Here is an 18,173-nt window from a genome sequence, read left to right on the forward strand (position 1 = left end):
TTCTGCTGCGCGCTTGCGACACAGGGCCATCCAAGGGCCGCACCGGCCAAAAGGCCTGCGGACGTCGCTCCCCCGATAAAATGCCTTCGGTTCATCCTACGCGCGCTTTCAAGCAAGCATCAGGGGGCCTGGCGCGGTATGCATTGAATGCCAACGCCCATCTCGATGGGCATTGGTTGCGCGGAGCAGGCCGAAAGTTCACTCGATCATGCGGCGCGAGCGCTGGCGGAGCCTCTTGCCCGATCGATGAATTTGCGGCGCGCGGAGCTTATCCGTGGACATCATGAAAGCGGCCGCCGACGCAACGCCTTGGGTTGCCTGTTCAGATCGGGGCCCGCTTCCTCGCACGGCGCAGCTCCGCCGCTCGCGCTCGCCAACGGCTTGAACCACAAGGTCGCTTCATGACACAGATGAAGTCATGTTTACCCGTCTCCATTCAAACAGCGGCCCGGATCATCTTATCTGATCGTTGCATTGGCGCTGAGCGCGTCGTTTGTCGCCGTCCCGGCGAGCGCGGCCGGGCGGCCTTCCATCTCGGGCTGCTGGAGCCAGACCTCGCCTCTGCCCTACGGGCAACCGCCGCGCGGGGACGTAACGCGAACCTGGTGCTTCAACCGAAACGGGTTAGTGAGGACAGTCGAGATGGCCTGCCGGCCCGGCGGCGGCTGCGACGGCCGGGATGGAGAGGCACGCTATCGCTGGCGGCGGCCACATATGTCGATCGCCTACATCTATCGTAACGGCATGGACGAGTGGCGCCGTTGCCGCGTCGACTTCTCTACGAAGGACCGCATGGTGCTCGAGAACTGCAATCTCCCATCCGATCCGTGGGTGCGCGAACGGTGATGGCGCTGCTGCGCAAGCTTTCTGCCGCAATCTTGCTTGTCGGCCCTTACGCTGGTGGCGCGATAGGCGCAGACCTGCCGAGAGCGCCGCAGTCGGCGGCGGTCGCTTCAGTCTACGATTGGACCGGCGTCTACATCAGCGGCCATGTCGCCAACAGCATTAGCCCTGCTCCGACAACGCGCCACTGCAATGCAGACGGCTGCCGGCGGGGCCCGATCGGCGACAACTGGCGACTTACTCCGGCAGCAGCTCGCGGGATCGAAACGGAGGTTCAAGGCATGCGTTACGTTGACGAGGCAAAGGTCATTTGGAAGACCAAGGTGCCGTCCGAGGGCCAAGCTGACACGGTTGAAGGCGAACTGCTTCGCGCGGTCGAAAAACTACGCCGCGAGGGCCGCGACAACGGCAATATCAATTGGGACGCCGGTTTTGAAATTCTTCTCGGCTACCTAAAATTACATCTCCTCGACGCCGGCGTTTATCCGGCTGACATCTTGGCAGTCACCAAAGGCATCCTCGATCAACTCTCCGATCCGGAGCACCCTGTTGTCGAAGACGGGCCCTACGACGAGCTCGCAGACCGCGTCGTTGAATGGTACCGGCACTACGGCAGTCAGCCTCATGTTCACAATCCAGATCTCCACCGGTAGTAGGATCAGATTCCGCCTCTTAGTTGCGATTGAATTATTGTAGTCGTCCGCTTCGGCCTCGGGCGCGTGGAAGGAATAGAGCTTGTATCCAATGCGCATTATCGATCGTCTGTTCGCTTGCCTCGTTCTATTCCTTGCATTAGCAGCCGTCCCGGTGCTTCCCGTGCACGCTGCCGAAACCTGCCCGTTCATCAGCGCCCAGGAGCTCGCCGGCGCGATGCCGGCGCTCAAATGGTCGTTGATTTCAAATCAGGACGGCCGCGGCTGCATCTACCAGGGCGGACGTGGCGACACGATGATGCTGACCGTGTTCCGCAATCCCGACAATGAACGCGCCAGGGAATTATACGCGACCTTCGTCAAGACGCTTGGCGAGCGCATGCCGCTTAACGCCGTGTCCGGGATCGGCGACGAAGGCCAGGGCGGAACGAGCGCCGCCGGCGCGCAGCGCCAGGAGGCCTCGGTCGTCGCCTTGTCCGGCGATTACATTCTGCAGATCAGCGTCTATCCGATCGGCCGGCGCGCCGACGACACGATGCTCGGACCGCTCACCGCAGTCGCTCGCGTTGCCATCGGCAATGTAGGCAAGACCAGCGAGCGGTTCGGCGATTGCGAATGGCTCACGGCCGCGGATGCCGACGGCTTTCTCGACAAGAGTACGCTGATGGTCCAGCGGACCGGCGCTGGCAGCTGCATGATGTTCGATCGCGAGGGCAACACCATGGTCGTCGCGGTGGTCGCGATCTCGCGCGACACCGTCATCAGCATGATGAAACGCACAGCCCCGTGCCAACACGTGGCGATACCGGAGCTCGGCAGTGAAGCGTTCGGCGAACATTCCTGCACCAAGGGCAACGGCAACGCCGTCAACATCTATGTCTGGAAGAACGGCAGGCAGGCTTCGATCCTGTTCGCGCCGGTCAAGCCGCATCCGGAGTCCGGCTCGGTCGAGCGCCTGAGGGCGGTCGCTGCGCGAGTCTATGGAAAACTGTGACGGCGCTGGCATGTTCGCGCGAGGCGTAGCGAAAAATCGCAGGCCGCCGCGTACGGCGCTGCGACCGATGCACGCCAGCTCGCGCCTTTCATATCGCGAGCGGTATTCATCTCTCGGAGCGACCAAGCAGAGCGAATGCGAAGGCGGCGAGACCGAGTGTACACGCGGCGACCACGGCGAACGCCGTTGTGTAGGCGTACGGATCATCGCGCTGCAGCAGGGCGCCGATCAAGGCGATCCCGAATGCGAAGCCGATCTGTCGCATCGTCACGCAGATCGCCGATGCTGTCGCCGCACGATCAGGCGGCACAGCCGAGACGGCCGCAGCCGTTATCTGCGCGTTGAACACTGCGCAACCGCTACCACCGATGAGCAGCGCGCCGACTACGGCCCAAATGGCCAGTGGCGCGCCGAGGTCGCGGGCCGCGAGCGCGAGCAGTAGATCCGCTCCGCCCACGATCCCGAGCCCACCAGCGAAGTAACAGCGCGCCGGCAGCTTTCCGGCCAGCTTCGCCCCAACGGATGGCAGCAGGAACATGGGCACTGTCAAGGCGGTCAGCAGAAAGCCCGTAGCAGCGGGGCTTAGCGCCATGGGCCCTCTCGCCATTTGCGGCAAGTGGACGAGAAGGGCCCAGAATCCGATCGAGCCTGCAATGGGGACAAGGCACATCGCGACAAATCGCGACGAGCCAAACAGCGCAAAGTCAAACGCGGGCGCAACGTGCTGCCGCTCGACGCGGATGAAAAGCGCCAAGGCGATGATGCAGCCTCCAAACGCGGCAGGCGTTGGGATGACGCCCGATCCTGCAGGTCCATGACCAGCGAGCATGAGGGACGCGAGCGACCCGACGCACAGCGCAAGTGTCGCTGGCCCAACCCAGTCCAGTGGAGCAGACGTCGCTGAAAGGGCTTCGTCGCTTGCGGTTCGACCAGTCAATAGCACCAACGCGACGCAAATTGGTATGTTGATCCAAAACACCCACGACCATCCCAACACGGCCGCAATGAGCGCGCCAAGCGGCGGCCCGGCCACCATCGACGCGCCGATGACTGTCCCCGACATGCCGAACGCCCAGGCCCGGCGAGGACCGGGATAAGCGGCCGCGAGGAGTGCCGACGCAGAGGCCGTAAGCGCAGCGCCAGAAATCCCTTGCAGTACCCGCCAAGCCAATAGACTGGAGAGAGTCGTCGCGGTCGCACACAGTACCGAAGCCAAGGCGAAGAGAACGGCGCCAGTCATGAACACGCGCCGTCGTCCGTACCGATCGGCGACCGCGCCCGCCAGCGGAAGCGCGAAGATCAACGCCAGACTATAGACGTCGATAACCCAGGCCTGGTCCGCAACCGGCGCGGAAAGACTGGATGCAATATCTGGCAACGCCGCCGACAGCGCGGTGAGATCGAATTGAAACAGGAAGCCGCTCACACACGCGGCGATCAGCGTTGATAAGGCGCCACCAGTGGGCTCCGAAGCGGCGGTCGTCTGTTCCGCCGTCCTATCCACTGGGGGCTGAGACGCTTGTGTCCGTTTTGTCGAAGACGCGTTTGGCATGCGGCTGTCATGCCTCACAACTCTCGGCAAACGCGAATGATCGTTCCTCAAAAGGGCATGAATCTATATCATGCTCTTGGAGAACCAGCCCTGATGACCCGACGCCTGCCCCCTTTCGGCCCGCTCGTTGCGTTCGACGCGGTCGCCCGCCACCGCTCGTTTACGCGCGCGGCCGACGAACTGGGTGTGACACAGAGTGCAGTCAGTCATCGGGTACGCCGTCTTGAAGACTTCCTCGGCGTGCAACTTTTGAAACGACTTAATCCCGGGGTCGAACTGAGCGACGACGGCGCAAGATTGCAGGGCGAACTGGCACCTCTTCTAGACGGGATAGCGAGCCTTGAGCCGAGCTTGCGGCGTCGACCGGACCGACAGACGCTGCGCGTGGGCGCCGGCTCTTCGTTGGCCGCATGGTGGCTGGTTCGCCGGCTAAGAAGCTTTCGCGCACGCCACCCCGAGATCGAGATTGACTTTGTACCTGTGGAGGCCACCGCTGCAGGCGAGCCGCCGCTGGACGTGCGGATTTTGTGGACCACTCTGGCAGAGTCTCGCGCGACGTCATTGCAAGCCCCGCTTTTTCGCGAGCGTGTCTTCCCAGTCTGCGCTTCGTCGATACTTCCGCGCGGTAGGCCGCTGTCTGATCCAGCGGCGTTGCTCGACCTCCCCTTGATCCAGAAAGGCCATACCCCATCGGGTGAATGGAGCTGGGCCTACTGGTTCCGGAAACTTGGGCTCAAGCGCCCCGAGCCGCGCGACCTTGTCCTGGGAGACATGGGCCTTTGCCTGACGGCCGCCGTGGAGGGTGCCGGCGTCGCCATCGGACGCTCCCTCCTCGTTGCCGATGCGATCGGCGACGGACGTCTTGTCCCTGCGCTTGCAACCGCTCCCTACGTGCTCTCGACCAAGGTCCACATTGCACGTTGGAGCCCGGATCTCGTTGGAGACCGCAACACCCAAGTTCTGGTTAGCTGGCTCGCGCAGGCCGCCGAAGAGACAAACAATGGCATGTCAAACGGCTCATCTTAGGCGTCGGCTTCGATCGTCGTTTCGGCCGGTTCGTCTGGCTGCAGCGGCGCGTCATTCGCAGCCATCTGATCCAGTGCCCGCAGCAGCGCCGCGACGAGCGCAGGCTTGCGCAGCGGCTTTGCCAAGAAGTCAGACATCCCTGCCTCCCGGCAGATCTTGACGTCCTCGGGGAACGCGTTGGCGGTCAGGGCGATGATCGGCAGCGCCGCGAAGACACCACCCGGCGCGCGGATAGCCCTCGTCGCGGCAAGGCCGTCCATCTCGGGCATGCGCACGTCCATCAGCACGACATCATAGCCGCCGTCCGCGGCGGCCTCGACCGCCTCGACGCCATCAGTCACGACGCGCAGGTCGACGTCGAATTCGCCGAGCATCTTGCTCACGACCATGCGGTTGACGGCGTCATCCTCCGCCACCAGCACCTTGAGCGGCCGATCGAGCGCCGCGATGCGAGCTTTGAGCTCATCGGCTTCGTTGCGATCAGCCTCTTGGTCGGACACCAGCGCCTGGCTCCACGGCAGCACCAGCGCGAAGCGGAAGGTCGAGCCCTCGCCCGGCACTGAGGTGACGCCGATCGTGCCGCCCATCTGCTCGATGATGCGCCGGGAGATCGCCAGGCCCAGTCCGGTGCCGCCGAAGCGTCGGCTGATCGAAGCGTCGGCCTGTGTGAAATCGGCGAAAAGCTGACCGACCTTCTCGGAAGCAATGCCGATACCGCTGTCGGTCACGGTCCATTCGACCGTTGCGAGCAGATCCCGCCGAGCCTGGCAGGTGGCTGATATCGTCACCTCACCGCAATCGGTAAACTTCACCGCGTTGGAGGCGAGATTGAGCAGCACCTGCCTGATCCGGGCGACGTCGCCGCGCAGCGCCGGCGGCAGGTTCGGATCGAGCGCGACCTTCACGGTGAGGCCCTTGGCCTTGGCACTGGCGCGGACGACGGTGGCAACCGTCTCGACCAGCGCCTTCGGCGAGAAGTCGATCGCCTCGAACTCGAAACGACCGGCCTCCAACTTGGAGAGGTCGAGGATGTCGTTGAGGATGCGCTGGAGATTGTCGCCGGACTCGCGGATCGTGGTCACGGCCTCGCGCTGCTCCGGATCGAGCGAAGTCTCGAGCAGCATGCTCGCAAGCCCGAGCACACCGTTCATGGGCGTGCGGATCTCGTGGCTCATCACGGCGAGGAAGTTCGATTTCGCCCGGTTTTCGGCTTCGGCCTTTTCCGCGCGCCAGCGCTCGGTGACATCGCGGCCGAAACCGCGATAGCCGAGGAACTGGCCGTCGCGGTCGTGTGACGGCTTTGCCGTCAGCGACCACAGCCGTGCCTCGCCGCCGGCGACGACCTTGATGCTCATCTCGTGCAGCGGCTCGCTCTGCTCCATCAGGCCGATGATGTTGTAGGCGGTGCTCATGTCCTCTGGACAGAGCATGTCGAGCACGTCGGCGAAATGCGCGCCCTGCAGCAGCGGCAGCGGCATCTGCGCGACCGCCGCGAAGCGCTCGGGCACGTGCACGAGATGCCCTTCCGCATCAGTCTGCCACAGCCAGTCGCTGGCGTTCTCCTGAAACTCCTTCAGCAAGAGCGAGATGATCTCGGTCTGCCGCTCGAGCGCGAGATGCGCCTTGAGATTGCCGAGGAACAGATTGCCCTGCGAGACGATGTTGCGCGCCATGAAGAACGCGAACAGCAGCAGGAACACCGCAGTCACCAGATACGGCCCGCTGCCGCACAACAGCAGCGCACCGACGCAGGCGAGCGTAATGGTGGCGAGATAAACGAGGCCCGCGCGCGGGAAGGTCGAGAGCGTGAAGGCGCCGCCCGAGATCATGCCGACCATCAGGCAGGCCAGGATCAGCTGGCTGGTCGGCCCGACATGGCTGAACAGCGCGAGCGGCAGCATGCCCCAGATCGCCGCGAGGAAAAACGCCTGACGCATGATCTGCCGTGTGGCCCGCGGTGAGGCCTCCTGCGGCGGATGAACGCGGGAGCGCTGCCAGGCGCGCAACGCCAGCTCGGCAACGGCCGTGATCGTCACTCCCCAGACGACGAGGAATTCGTTCCAGCCCCTGCCCCAGAAAAGGATCAGCACGATCGCGACCGTGAGCATCTTCACGGCCATGGTCACCGGGATCAGTTGCGTGACCGCATCGACCTGCTTGGCCCGGATCCGGCCCATCTCGCGCTCGCTGAGATCGGCCGTCAGGCCGTCCTCGATCTCGAAACCGCCGAGCCAGTAGAGGAACGCGCCCATCAGGCCGTTGCGCGGCTCATTGGTGTCTGGGGAATTGCCGGGCCATCCCATCCATCAGGACCTTTTCGGCATGAATGGCAGAGCTTCCGCTTAAACCGGGTTAATTTCTTGGGAGATTTTGTGCTTCCCGGCCAGCCGTCCTTGACGGCTGCGTTTGCAGTTTGTTCTAACGATGCCCCAGCCTGGAGTACCCTCTCATGACAATCCGCATTGCCACCTGGAACGTGAACTCGGTCCGGCAGCGGATCGAGCATCTGATGACCTGGCTGAAGGAGTGCTCGCCCGACATCGTCTGCCTCCAGGAAATCAAATGCGTCGACGATGCATTCCCGCGGCTGGAAATCGAGGCGCTCGGCTACAACGTCGTCACCCACGGGCAAAAGACGTTCAACGGCGTGGCGCTGCTGTCGAAACTCAAGTTCGACGAGACCAAGTCGGGGCTTGCCGGCGATGATGAGGACGCGCACGCCCGCTTTCTCGAGGGCGTGGTGACGCTGAAGCAGGGCGTCCTGCGGATCGCCTGCCTCTATCTGCCTAATGGCAATCCGGTCGGGACCGAGAAATACCCCTATAAACTCAAGTGGATGTCGCGGCTTTTCGAGTATTCGCAGGAGCGTCTCAAGGCCGAGGAGCCGTTGATCCTCGCCGGCGACTTCAACGTGATCCCCGCCGCCCGCGACGTCCACAATCCCGCCGCCTGGACCGAAGACGCCCTCTTCAAGACCGAGACACGGGAGAGTTTTCAATCCCTGCTCGGCCTTGGGCTCACCGATGCGCTGCGCGCGGTGACCGACGAGCCCGGGCTGTACACCTTCTGGGATTATCAGGCCGGCGCCTGGCAGAAGAACCAAGGCTTGCGGATCGACCATCTCCTGATGTCGCCGCAGGCGAGCGACAAGCTCGCCAATGTTGGGATCGACAGCTATGTCCGCGGCTGGGAGAAGCCGTCGGACCACGTGCCGGTGTGGGCGGATTTGGATTTCGAGGCAGCCTAGACTGCCTCCTGAAATGGTGGGTTACGCCTTCAGCTAACCCACCCTACGCAGCCTACGCTGCGATCAATCGCGGCGGCCCTGCACCCACTGCTCGAGCATTTGCAGGCACATCGCGCGGTCGTCATCGGAGGCTTTTGCGATGGCGCGGTTGTAGCTTTCCTTGATCCAGGTCTCGTCCGGACCCGCGCTGTCACGCGCCAGCGTCAGCCACATCAGACCGCGCGCGGCCTGCCGCGGCAGGCGATCGCCGTTGAACAACATCTGCCCGAGCAGCGCCTGTGCCTCATGCTGCCCCTTCTGCGCGGCAAGGCCCAGCCAGCGCGCGCCCTGCGTGAAGGCATCGCGCGAAGCGTCTGGCGACTTCAGATAGAGCCGGGCGAGGTCGTACTGCGCATCGGCGTTGCCGAAATAGGCTGCCGCATAAGAGAACAGCTCGCGCGCCCGCTCCTGATCCGGCTTCACCTTCGAGTTGGGGATGCCGTTGAGGTAATAGCGGCCGAGCGCAACGAAGGCGTTCGCCACCATCGGCGCCTGCGGCAGCGACGGACTGTCGGTCGCATGCGCGTTCACGAGCCGGCTGAAATAGTCGAACGCGCGCAAATCGTCCTGGGCGACGCCCTCGCCATTGGCGTACATCCGCCCAAGCTTCCACTGCGCGATGGGGTGGCCACCCTCGGCAGCATATTGCAGCGCGGTGAAGGACGCATCGGGATTGGTTGTCCCCGGCGGGACGGCCTTGCGGAGTGCTGCGGCGCTACCGGGCGCCGGTGAGACCACCGGAATGGCCGCATCCTGCGGATTGACCGGCGCACCGTCGAAGGCGAGCGCCGGCGCGGCCAGCGCGGAAGCCCCCAACACAAACGCAACTATGGTACGCCTAGATGTCCGCATAGCACTGTTTCTCGTGCGCGCCGCCCGGATGGGTCACTGCCCCACCGATCGCTGGTCCTACTTGCTGAGCATATTTCCAGAGCGCACCCGACGTATGGTTAGTCGCGCGGGAACGCCATTTGGTCTTGCGTTGAGCCAGCTCATCGTCGCTCAATTTTACGTTAAGAGTGCCGGCGACCGCGTCGATCTCGATGATGTCGCCGTCCTCGAGCAGCCCGATCGGGCCGCCGATCGCCGCCTCCGGCCCGACATGGCCGATGCAGAAGCCGCGGGTGGCGCCCGAGAACCGGCCGTCGGTGATGAGCGCAATCTTGCCGCCCATGCCCTGGCCGGTCAGCGCTGCGGTGGTCTGGAGCATTTCCCGCATGCCGGGCCCGCCCTTCGGGCCCTCGTAGCGGATCACGATGACTTCGCCTTCTTTGTAGGTGCGCTTCTGGACCGCGTCGAAAGCGTCCTCCTCCCGGTCGAAGCAGCGCGCCGGACCGGTAAACCTGAGGTTGGACATTCCCGCGACTTTCACGATCGCACCTTCTGGCGCCAAATTGCCCTTCAGACCAACCACTCCGCCCGTGACGGTGATCGGCTTGTCCGCCGGGTGCACCACGTCCTGGTGCGGATTCCATTTCACGCTCTTGAGATTTTCGGCGATCGTGCGGCCCGTCACGGTTAGGCAATCACCGTGCAGGAAGCCGTTGTCGAGCAGCGTCTTCATCAGAAGCGGGATGCCACCAACTTCAAACATGTCTTTGGCGACATAACGGCCGCCGGGCTTCAAATCCGCGACATATGGTGTCTTTTTGAAGATTTCGGCAACGTCGAATAAGTCAAACTTAATGCCGGCCTCATGCGCGATCGCCGGTAGGTGCAGCGCAGCATTGGTCGAGCCGCCGGAGGCTGCGACCACGGCGGCGGCATTCTCCAGGGATTTCAGCGTGACGATGTCGCGCGGCCGGATGTTGTCAGCGATCAGGTCCATCACCTTCTCGCCCGCGGTCATGCAAAAGGCGTCGCGGATTTCATAGGGCGCAGGAGCGCCGGCTGAGTACGGCAGCGCAAGCCCGATGGCTTCCGAGACCGTCGCCATGGTGTTGGCGGTGAACTGCGCGCCGCAGGCGCCCGCCGAGGGGCACGCCACGCGCTCGATCTCGTCGAGATCCTCGTCGGACATGGCGCCGACCGAGTGCTTGCCGACGGCCTCGAACATGTCCTGGACGGTAACCTGCTGCCCGCGGAAGTTGCCGGGCAGGATCGAGCCGCCATAGATGAAGATCGAAGGTACGTTGAGACGGATCATCGCCATCATCATGCCCGGCAGCGACTTGTCGCAGCCCGCAAGGCCGACGAGGGCGTCATAGGCGTGGCCGCGAACGGTCAGCTCGACGGAGTCGGCGATGCATTCGCGCGACGGCAGCGAGGAGCGCATGCCGTCATGGCCCATGGCGATGCCGTCGGTGACGGTGATGGTGCAGAATTCACGCGGTGTGCCGCCGGCCGACGCCACGCCCTTCTTCACCGCCTGCGCCTGGCGCATCAAGGCGATGTTGCAGGGAGCGGCTTCGTTCCAGCAGGAGGCGACGCCAACGAACGGCTGGTGGATCTGGTCGGTGGTCAGACCCATGGCGTAGAAATACGAACGATGGGGCGCGCGCGCAGGACCTTCCGTCACGTGGCGGCTCGGCAGTCTCTGCTTGATGTTCGTCTTGGCGTCCATCGCGATCCAGTTTCCTCGGTTAACTCTTTTCAGACCCGGAAAACGACACCCAAGATTTGAATGAACCCTGGGATTTTTTCCTTCGCTGTTGCGAGCGCCGCAGCCCCTGAAAGATTTATGTAGATTTTATTCATGGAGGGGTGTGGCCAAAAAGCGGCGCGAATGGGAACGGGCTGCAATGTCGGTTAAATCCGAGGCGAGTGTTGCGAAGACAGCACAATCGTGGCTCACGGGACACGATCAAGGCTACCTTGATACCGTCCTCGACTCCACCTGGCCACGATCTCAGATGTTGAGGCGTTCTGCATGCACCCAGGCTCAGGCCTTACCACGAATATTCCTCTGGCCGAGTCGCACCGCATGACGGATGATCCAGACAGGACGAGCCTGCTTGTTCTCGCGGTGCGCTTCGCCCATCGCGGCTTGCCCTTACCGACGCCGCCGTGAAATCCGCAACCGACCTCACAATCGCGAGTGCGCCGACCGATCCCTCGCATCGGGTCGGCGCGATCGACGCGTTGCGCGGGCTGGCCCTGTTCGGCGTTCTGTTGATCAACCTCGAGACCGAGTTTCGCGTCTCAATCTTCCGGCAACTTTTCCCGTCGAACCCGGACCCGACGCTGGACGGCGCCGTCGACGCGGCGCTCGCCCTGTTCGTGGACATGAAGGCGTTCGCACTGTTCTCATTCCTGTTCGGCGTGGGCCTCGCCATCCAGTTCGACCGGCTGGATACCTCGCCGCGACGGACGCGCCTTCTCGTCCGGCGGCTGCTCGTTCTGCTGCTGTTCGGCGTGGTCCACCTGGTCCTGATCTGGAACGGCGACATCCTCACCGAATACGCGCTGGCCGGACTTGTCGTGCTGCCCTTTCTATGGGCGCCGCGCTGGATGATCGCGATCGCGGCGGCGATCATGCTGATTTTCTATGTGCTGCAACCGGTGCTGCCGTCCCTCATCGCCTTCCCCGATCGGGCAACGCTGGTGGCGCTCGTGAAGACAGCGAACCAGACTTACGCCAATGGAAGCTTTGCGGAGGTGCTGGCGCTGCGCGTGCAGGAGCTTCCGGCCTTTCTGCCGCTGCATCTCTACGTGTTTCCGCGCACGATCGGCCTCTTCCTGGTGGGCATTCTCTGCTGGAGAGGCGGGCTGTTCACTGAGGCGACCGGACGATGCCGAAACCTGCTGGCGATCGCGGGCTTCGCGGCTGCCGCGGGCGGCCTGCTGTTGGCACGGCTCACGCACCCGCCTGCGGTTTTGGCGAGCCAGATCGTCCTGGCGTCGGGATACGCCGCCCTGGTGATCGCCGCCGAACAGACGTCAGCCGGCGCAAGGCTGCTCCGCTTCGCCGAGCCAGTCGGACGCATGGCCTTCACCAACTACATCGTCCAGTCGGTCGTGCTCGGCTTCATCTTCTATGGTTATGGCCTCGGACTATTCGGGGGGCTCGGCTCGGTGGCCGGCCTGCTGCTCGTCGTGACGATCTACGCCGCGCAGGTGGTGGTAAGCCGGCTTTGGCTCACGCATTTTGCCTATGGACCAATCGAATGGCTGTGGCGGGCGCTGATGTATGGCCAGGCGCCGGCGTTCCGGAACAAAGGGGATCGTCGAAAATCGTCGTCATGGGCCGCCGATCTCCGATGAAGAGAGGTCTCGCCGGATCAGGCGCGAGCAGCGTCCCTCAATGTGCGCCCTTCAGCGTGCAGGAAGTGGTGCAGGTCACCGTCGTGCCGCGATCGCAGGACTTGCAGGCAGCGACGCACTGACTCATGTCCCGGGCATTGTAGGAGCCGTAGTTGCGCATCGGGCAAACGGCAGTCGAACCGGTGATTTCCTGCTCAGGCTCGCAGGCCGCCGTCATGAGTGAAAGCAAGATGACTACAACAGCCCGCATGGGATGACCTGCAAAGGAACAGTTTCCTGGAGCCGCTGCACGTCAACAGCCTCCAGCATTCCCACCTGTGAGGAATCGCGGCACGCGAACAGCTTCTCACATCCGAAGAGGATGCGCGCCAAGAGTTAAGAACGGCTTTCGGCCGGCGTCACGCGGCAGCTTTGGGTGCAATCGCTCGCCGCGCCTCGGCCGCCAGCTCGTAATAATGCTCCGCGAGCTTGAGGTAGAACTCACGCTTTGCACTGTCGGTCGCCAGCTTGGCGATCAGCTCGCACTCGGCGGTGAGCGTCTCAAACCGCTCCAGTCTGTCCTGAAGTTCCGTCATCGGCGTGTCCCCATTTAACGCCTTCGAGGCGCCACGAGCGTAAGCCCGCGAAATAGGTCACGGCCAACATCGTTATCTGACTGAATCAATTTTTGTCCGATGCGACCTCGCCGACGGCGCATCGGGTATTCGGCATCTTGCGGATGATGATGCACCGCGTCGGCGTGACCCGGTTGCCGTCCAACGGGAGCGGCCTTACGCGCGAATGCCCTTCGTCGAGGGCTGGACCGTCAAACGGTAGGCCACGAATGCAAGACCGTCGAACTTCTCCACGACCTCGTCGCAGGCCGGGCAGCGGTACTCGCCGGTCGTGGGCTGCTCCGTCGCCAGCTCAAGCCGCCGAAAGCCCGCCTTGCAATGCGGACAAATCACATCGTCCTTCTTCATGGATCACCCCCGTAAAATCACGGGTGCATTCATAGCACACCTTGAGGCGGAACTTGGACCGGCTCAAAGCATTCGGAGCAACGCGTTTGGATCATTTATGCTCCATCCGCCAGGCACCATCCCAATCGGCGGCGGGTGGATCGGCCTGGAGCAGCTCGACGCGAGCCAGCAGCGTGCGCGACGGGCCATCGCCGGGAACGCTCTCCAGCGCCGCGTTGAAGGCGTTCCGGGCCTCGTCCCAGCGGCCAGCTCGGTACGCCGCAAGCCCTTCGGCATAGTGCGCCCGCAGGCCGGTCTGCTCCCGTGGGAGTGCGCCGGCCCTGCCCATCACCTCGAACACGGGCTGCGGCACGCTCTGGCCGACAACCGCGAGGCGGTCGATCTCGCGCAGCTCGAGGCTTGCGCCGAGCGCCGCGGCGGTCGCCTGCGAGATCAGGATGCGGGTGCCATAAAACTTGTTGGCCGCTTCCAACCGCGAGGCGAGGTTCACCGCATCGCCCATCACTGTAAAGCTCATCATCAGCTCCGAGCCGATGCTGCCGGTCAGAACCTCGCCGGTCGCGATTCCGATCCTGAGGTCGCACGGAGCGGGCATAGCGCGGATGCCGAGGAGATCGGGGAGCTGCTTCTGAAGCGCCGGCACCTGGTCGGCCATGTCGAGCGCAGCATGGCAGGCGAGCTGGGCCTGCTCGGCCTCCTCGATGAAGGGCGGGCCCCAATAGGACATGATGGCGTCGCCGATATATTTGTCGATGACGCCACGGTTGGCCCGAATGGGTTCCGACATGACCGTGAAATAGTGATTCATGACCTTGACGAGACCGCGCGGCGTCATGCCCTCGCTCATCGAGGTGAAGCCGCTCATGTCGCAGAACATGATGGTCATCACCCGCCGCTGGCCGTCGACCGCGACCTCGGGCCGGTCGATCAGCCCCTGCACCACCTTCGGATCGATGTAGCGGCCAAAGGTCTCGCGGATGCGCTCGTTGCGGCGGAGCTGCTCTATCATGCGGTTGAAGGCGGCGGCGAGCTCGCCGATCTCGTCCTGCGTCGACACGCTGATCGTATGGTCGAAGCGGCCCGCCTCGACCTCGCGCGTGCCGGCGAGCAACAGTCGCACCGGACGCGTGATGCCGCTCGAGACCAGCAGCGAAAAGGCAAGCCCGACGATCGCCGCAAGCACGGTCACCACAGCCGAGACGACGATCGTCTGCGTCTGGTGGCGGATCACTGTTCTTGTGCTCGCGAACACCTGCCCCAGCATGTCGGCGCGGATCGTGTCGATCCGCTGGTTGAACACATCGCGCAGCGTATCGACTTGGGTCATCGTATCACGCGCCGCGGCGAAATCCTTGGCGTCGATCTGCTTCAGCAGCCTGGTGTCGGCCTCTGTGAGCTCGCGGCGCAGCTCCGAAAGCGCATTCTCGATCCTGGCGTCGATGCGGCCGAGCGCTGCATTGTCGGATGGCGTGCTCTCGTCCTCGATGATCGCGTTGATCAATTTTCGCGCGGCGTCGGCTTCCTGGACGACCAGCGCGTCCAACTGCCGATAGTCGCGAAGGCGGGCCGCAAATCCCTCCTCGTCAGGCGGCGTCTGCATCTTGGCGATCACCATGCGCCGCAGCGCCAGCGCCCGCTCCAGCGAACGGACATTGGCACGCGCCAGACCGCCATAGGCTGGAATATACCGGTTGGTCAGCTCGTCCAGCAGGTGACCGACTCGACTCGACATCACCATCGACAGGATCGAGGTGACCAGCATGAGCACGATCAGCCCGAGGGCGATCCCGACGATCTTGCGCCTGATCGATTGATTGAAAATCGGCATGCGAGCTTGAGCAAGATGGGATTGAGGAACCTTGGGACCTCCATACACCGGAACCGTTACCTGAAACACGCGCAATTTGGTCTGAAATGCTGCTTCGCAGAGTTTTTCGCGGCCGCCGCCAGCGTGGCCTCATCAAAGATTAACGAGCGTTTACGATTTCGCGGAGCGCCCGGTGTCGTTCGGAGCGTGAGTTGCAAAAGCTCTCGGGTTCGATTTCAGCGGCATTTTTGCCGCAATGTTGCCGGAGCGTAACGGCGATCAAACGAGGCCGTGCTATCGTTTGAGTCGCTCAAGCCCGCGCACGTCGCGGATCTTGGTTTGTGCTGATGGTTTCGCAGGGGGACCATGGAATGAACCAGTGCCTACGCTTGCTTGCGTGTTTCATCACCATGGCTGCACTCGCGCTCGTCTCGACAGAGGCGGCGGCGAAAGGCCATCACAAGCAATCCGGTCAGAAGAAAACGCATGACGCGAAGGCCGGAAAGCAGCGCAGCGCTGCGGCCGGCAAGCAACGCCGCGGCAAGCACGCCGAGGCGAAAGGGAAATCGAAGAAGCAGGACGAGGAACCGTCGGAGAAGCCCTCGAGGCCGCCGCTGACCGGCGACCTCGCTGCGCTGAAGGACGCGATCGATCTGGCGCGCAAGGCCAAGACCGATGACGCCACCGCGGCCAGGAACCGGATCGCCGATCCCGCCGGGCAAAAGCTCGCCGAGTGGTTCATCCTGCGGCACTCCGAGACGACCGCCGACTTCAATCGTTACGTCGCGTTCATTGCCGCCAATCCCGACTGGCCGAGCATCGCCTCGTTCCGCCGCCGCGCCGAGGCGCGGCTCTGGCAGGAGAAGAGCGATGCGGCCACCGTGCACAAGTTCACCGCGGACCAGCCGCAGGGCGCCAAGGGAAAGTTCGCGCTCGCGCGCGTGCTGCTGGCCCAGGGTGATCGCGACGCTGCCGCAAGGCTCGTGCGTGGCGCATGGCGCACGGAGGAACTGTCCGAGCGCACCGAGAGCGACGCTTACGAAACGTTCGGCGAACTCTTGACCGCGGACGACCATCGCGCCCGCATGGACAAGCGTCTCGGCGCCAGGGAGTACGGCGCGGCACGACGCGCCGCCAAGCGTCTCGGCAGCGACGAGCTTGCGATCGTGAAGGCCTGCGCCGCAGTCAGCGGCAAGGAGAACAAGGCCAAGGACTATCTGGAGGACGTGCCGGCGGATGCGCGCCGCGATCTCGGCTACACGCTGTGCCGCGCGCAATGGCACCTGCTGAAGGACCACATCGACGATGCGGCGCAAGTCATCCTGGCAGCCTCTCCCGACACCATGGCGCTCCAGGACACCGACGCCTGGTGGCGCGAGCGCCGGCTCTTGGCGCGCAAACTGCTCGACCAGGGCAAGTTCCGGACGGCCTACGACGTGGTGCGCACGGCCGCCGTGCCGGCGATGGAGGTCTACCGCGTCGACTATCACTTCATGTGCGGCTGGATTGCCCTGCGCTATCTCGGCGATGCCAAGACGGCGCTGATGCATTTTGCCGCTATTGACGAGGGCTCGGTCAATCCGATCGCCCTGTCGCGGGGACACTACTGGCGCGGCCGTGCGGCGGAAGCCTTGGGAGCAACCGCCGACGCGCTTCGGAGCTACCAGGCCGCTGCCCGCTATTCGACCGCCTATTACGGCCAGCTCGCACGCGCAAGACTCGGCCTTGAGCGCATCGAGCTGCGAGCGCCCTCGCCCGTGCTCGCCTCCGACGCGGCGCAACCGTCAGACGAGCGCGTGCGCGCAGCGGACATGCTCTACGAGGTCGGCGAGCGCGACGTCGCGTTCTCCTTCATCGCCGATTTTGCCGGAGAGAGCACCGACGTTGCCGCGCTCGAAGCGCTCGGTGAGCTCACGGGCCGGCGCAACGACGCTCACGCGATGCTGGAGATCGGCAAGCTGGCGCTCGCCCACGGGCTCGCGCTCGACCACTACGCCTTCCCGACCATCGGCATTCCCCCCCACAAGCAGGTCGCACCCGAGATCGAGACGAGCGTGATCTATTCGGTGGCCCGGACAGAGAGCGCGTTCGACCAGCGCGACAAGTCGTCTGCCAACGCGGTCGGGCTGATGCAGGTCACACCGGAGGCCGGGCGCGACACTGCAAAGCGGTTCGGCGTCACCTACGACTGGGACCGCATGGTCTCCGATCCCGTCTACAACACCCAGATGGGTGCGGCCGAACTCAGCGCGCTGCTATCGGAATACCGCGGCAACCAGATCATGACGTTCGCGGGCTACAATGCCGGTCGTGGCCGGGTCAGGGACTGGGTGCAGGCGCACGGCGATCCCCGGGACCCGAAGATCGATCCGGTCGACTGGGTCGAGCGCATTCCGCTATCGGAGACGCGTAACTATGTCCAGCGCGTGATGGAGAACGTGCTGGTCTACCGCGCACGGTTCGAGGATGCGCGCGCGGTCGCGGCGAAGTCCGACGGGCGCGTGGTGACGCAGGAGGTTCGCGCGCGGCCCGCAGCGGCGACGCCGGCGAGCTTCATGGGCGCGGATTGACGCTCGGAGCCGTGGGTGGATTAGCGAAGCGCGACCCACCACGATGTGGAGGGTGCGTGGTTGGTTACGCCATCTGCTAACCCACCCTCGCTGGTCGACGCCTCCGGGGCTGGACGAGGCGCCTCTCAGGTCTGGTGACTGCGGCCCCCACGCGGGCTCACTCGCGTGGACTCAATTGCGTCGCTTCAATTGCGTGGCTCGGTTTCACCTCCTTCCGTCGCCATCAGGTCGTGAGCGCCCAAACATGCGTCGGTCAATGCTCGCGAGAAGGTCCACA

General features: G+C 63.9%; 15 protein-coding genes and 1 pseudogene. 7 read left to right on the forward strand and 9 right to left on the reverse strand.

The genetic code is table 11. The annotated features are described in order from the left end of the window. Positions 1-20 precede the first annotated feature (20 nt). Positions 21-95 (reverse strand): annotated as a pseudogene (locus Q3C01_RS11475) (twin-arginine translocation signal domain-containing protein); the annotation flags it as partial. 547 nt (positions 96-642) lie between these two features. On the opposite strand from Q3C01_RS11475, the gene Q3C01_RS11480 reads away from it, so the two are divergent. From Q3C01_RS11480 to Q3C01_RS11490, 3 genes are all read left to right on the forward strand, one after another. Beyond that, positions 643-846 carry a hypothetical protein gene (locus Q3C01_RS11480; protein WP_458145428.1) on the forward strand — a complete coding sequence of 68 codons (204 nt, stop codon included), beginning with the start codon at positions 643-645 and terminating at the stop codon, positions 844-846. Beyond that, positions 846-1,496, forward strand: a complete 651-nt coding sequence (locus Q3C01_RS11485) for a hypothetical protein (RefSeq protein ID WP_458145429.1) — start codon at positions 846-848, stop codon at positions 1,494-1,496. Before Q3C01_RS11480 ends, Q3C01_RS11485 begins: the two co-directional genes overlap by 1 nt. 91 nt (positions 1,497-1,587) lie before the next feature. After that, positions 1,588-2,490, forward strand: a complete 903-nt coding sequence (locus tag Q3C01_RS11490) for a hypothetical protein (RefSeq protein ID WP_458145430.1) — start codon at positions 1,588-1,590, stop codon at positions 2,488-2,490. A gap of 106 nt (positions 2,491-2,596) precedes the next feature. Here the strand turns inward: Q3C01_RS11490 and Q3C01_RS11495 are convergent, their stop codons facing one another. Beyond that, on the reverse strand, positions 2,597-4,042 hold the full coding sequence (locus Q3C01_RS11495) for an MFS transporter (protein ID WP_458145431.1): 1,446 nt from the start codon (positions 4,040-4,042) through the stop codon (positions 2,597-2,599). A gap of 93 nt (positions 4,043-4,135) precedes the next feature. Between Q3C01_RS11495 and Q3C01_RS11500 the strand changes: the two genes are divergently transcribed. Next, entirely contained in the window at positions 4,136-5,068 is a 933-nt protein-coding gene (locus tag Q3C01_RS11500) for a LysR substrate-binding domain-containing protein (RefSeq protein WP_458145432.1), read from the forward strand. Here the strand turns inward: Q3C01_RS11500 and Q3C01_RS11505 are convergent. Further along, positions 5,065-7,371 carry an ATP-binding protein gene (locus Q3C01_RS11505; RefSeq protein ID WP_458145433.1) on the reverse strand — a complete coding sequence of 769 codons (2,307 nt, stop codon included), beginning with the start codon at positions 7,369-7,371 and terminating at the stop codon, positions 5,065-5,067. The genes Q3C01_RS11500 and Q3C01_RS11505 overlap by 4 nt on opposite strands. A gap of 146 nt (positions 7,372-7,517) precedes the next feature. On the opposite strand from Q3C01_RS11505, the gene xth reads away from it, so the two are divergent. Beyond that, positions 7,518-8,315 carry an exodeoxyribonuclease III gene (gene xth, locus Q3C01_RS11510; RefSeq protein WP_458145434.1) on the forward strand — a complete coding sequence of 266 codons (798 nt, stop codon included), beginning with the start codon at positions 7,518-7,520 and terminating at the stop codon, positions 8,313-8,315. A gap of 63 nt (positions 8,316-8,378) precedes the next feature. Here xth and Q3C01_RS11515 read toward each other — a convergent pair whose 3' ends face one another. Both Q3C01_RS11515 and ilvD read right to left on the reverse strand, forming a co-directional pair. After that, positions 8,379-9,206: a tetratricopeptide repeat protein gene (locus Q3C01_RS11515; protein WP_458145435.1), complete on the reverse strand. Its 828-nt coding sequence runs from the start codon at positions 9,204-9,206 to the stop codon at positions 8,379-8,381. After that, positions 9,193-10,917: a dihydroxy-acid dehydratase gene (ilvD, locus tag Q3C01_RS11520; RefSeq protein ID WP_458145436.1), complete on the reverse strand. Its 1,725-nt coding sequence runs from the start codon at positions 10,915-10,917 to the stop codon at positions 9,193-9,195. Before ilvD ends, Q3C01_RS11515 begins: the two co-directional genes overlap by 14 nt. A gap of 443 nt (positions 10,918-11,360) precedes the next feature. Between ilvD and Q3C01_RS11525 the strand changes: the two genes are divergently transcribed. Continuing rightward, positions 11,361-12,557 (forward strand): DUF418 domain-containing protein, encoded by a 1,197-nt coding sequence (locus Q3C01_RS11525; RefSeq protein ID WP_458145437.1) that lies wholly within the window; start codon positions 11,361-11,363, stop codon positions 12,555-12,557. Between the two features lie 37 nt (positions 12,558-12,594). Here Q3C01_RS11525 and Q3C01_RS11530 read toward each other — a convergent pair whose 3' ends face one another. The 4 genes from Q3C01_RS11530 to Q3C01_RS11545 all read right to left on the reverse strand — a co-directional run bounded on the left by Q3C01_RS11530 (position 12,595) and on the right by Q3C01_RS11545 (position 15,347). Further along, positions 12,595-12,807: a hypothetical protein gene (locus tag Q3C01_RS11530; RefSeq protein ID WP_458145438.1), complete on the reverse strand. Its 213-nt coding sequence runs from the start codon at positions 12,805-12,807 to the stop codon at positions 12,595-12,597. Positions 12,808-12,955: 148 nt separating this feature from the next. After that, positions 12,956-13,132, reverse strand: coding sequence for a hypothetical protein (locus Q3C01_RS11535; RefSeq protein ID WP_458145439.1), 177 nt, complete (start codon positions 13,130-13,132; stop codon positions 12,956-12,958). Positions 13,133-13,327: 195 nt separating this feature from the next. Next, positions 13,328-13,519, reverse strand: coding sequence for a hypothetical protein (locus tag Q3C01_RS11540; protein WP_458145440.1), 192 nt, complete (start codon positions 13,517-13,519; stop codon positions 13,328-13,330). 91 nt (positions 13,520-13,610) lie between these two features. Next, positions 13,611-15,347, reverse strand: coding sequence for an adenylate/guanylate cyclase domain-containing protein (locus Q3C01_RS11545; protein ID WP_458145441.1), 1,737 nt, complete (start codon positions 15,345-15,347; stop codon positions 13,611-13,613). A 350-nt stretch (positions 15,348-15,697) separates the two neighbouring features. On the opposite strand from Q3C01_RS11545, the gene Q3C01_RS11550 reads away from it, so the two are divergent. Beyond that, the gene (locus Q3C01_RS11550; protein WP_458145442.1) at positions 15,698-17,896 is read left to right on the forward strand and encodes a lytic transglycosylase domain-containing protein; all 2,199 of its coding nucleotides are present in this window, start codon (positions 15,698-15,700) and stop codon (positions 17,894-17,896) included. Positions 17,897-18,173: the final 277 nt, after the last annotated feature.

The organism is Bradyrhizobium sp. UFLA05-109, from assembly GCF_054185165.1.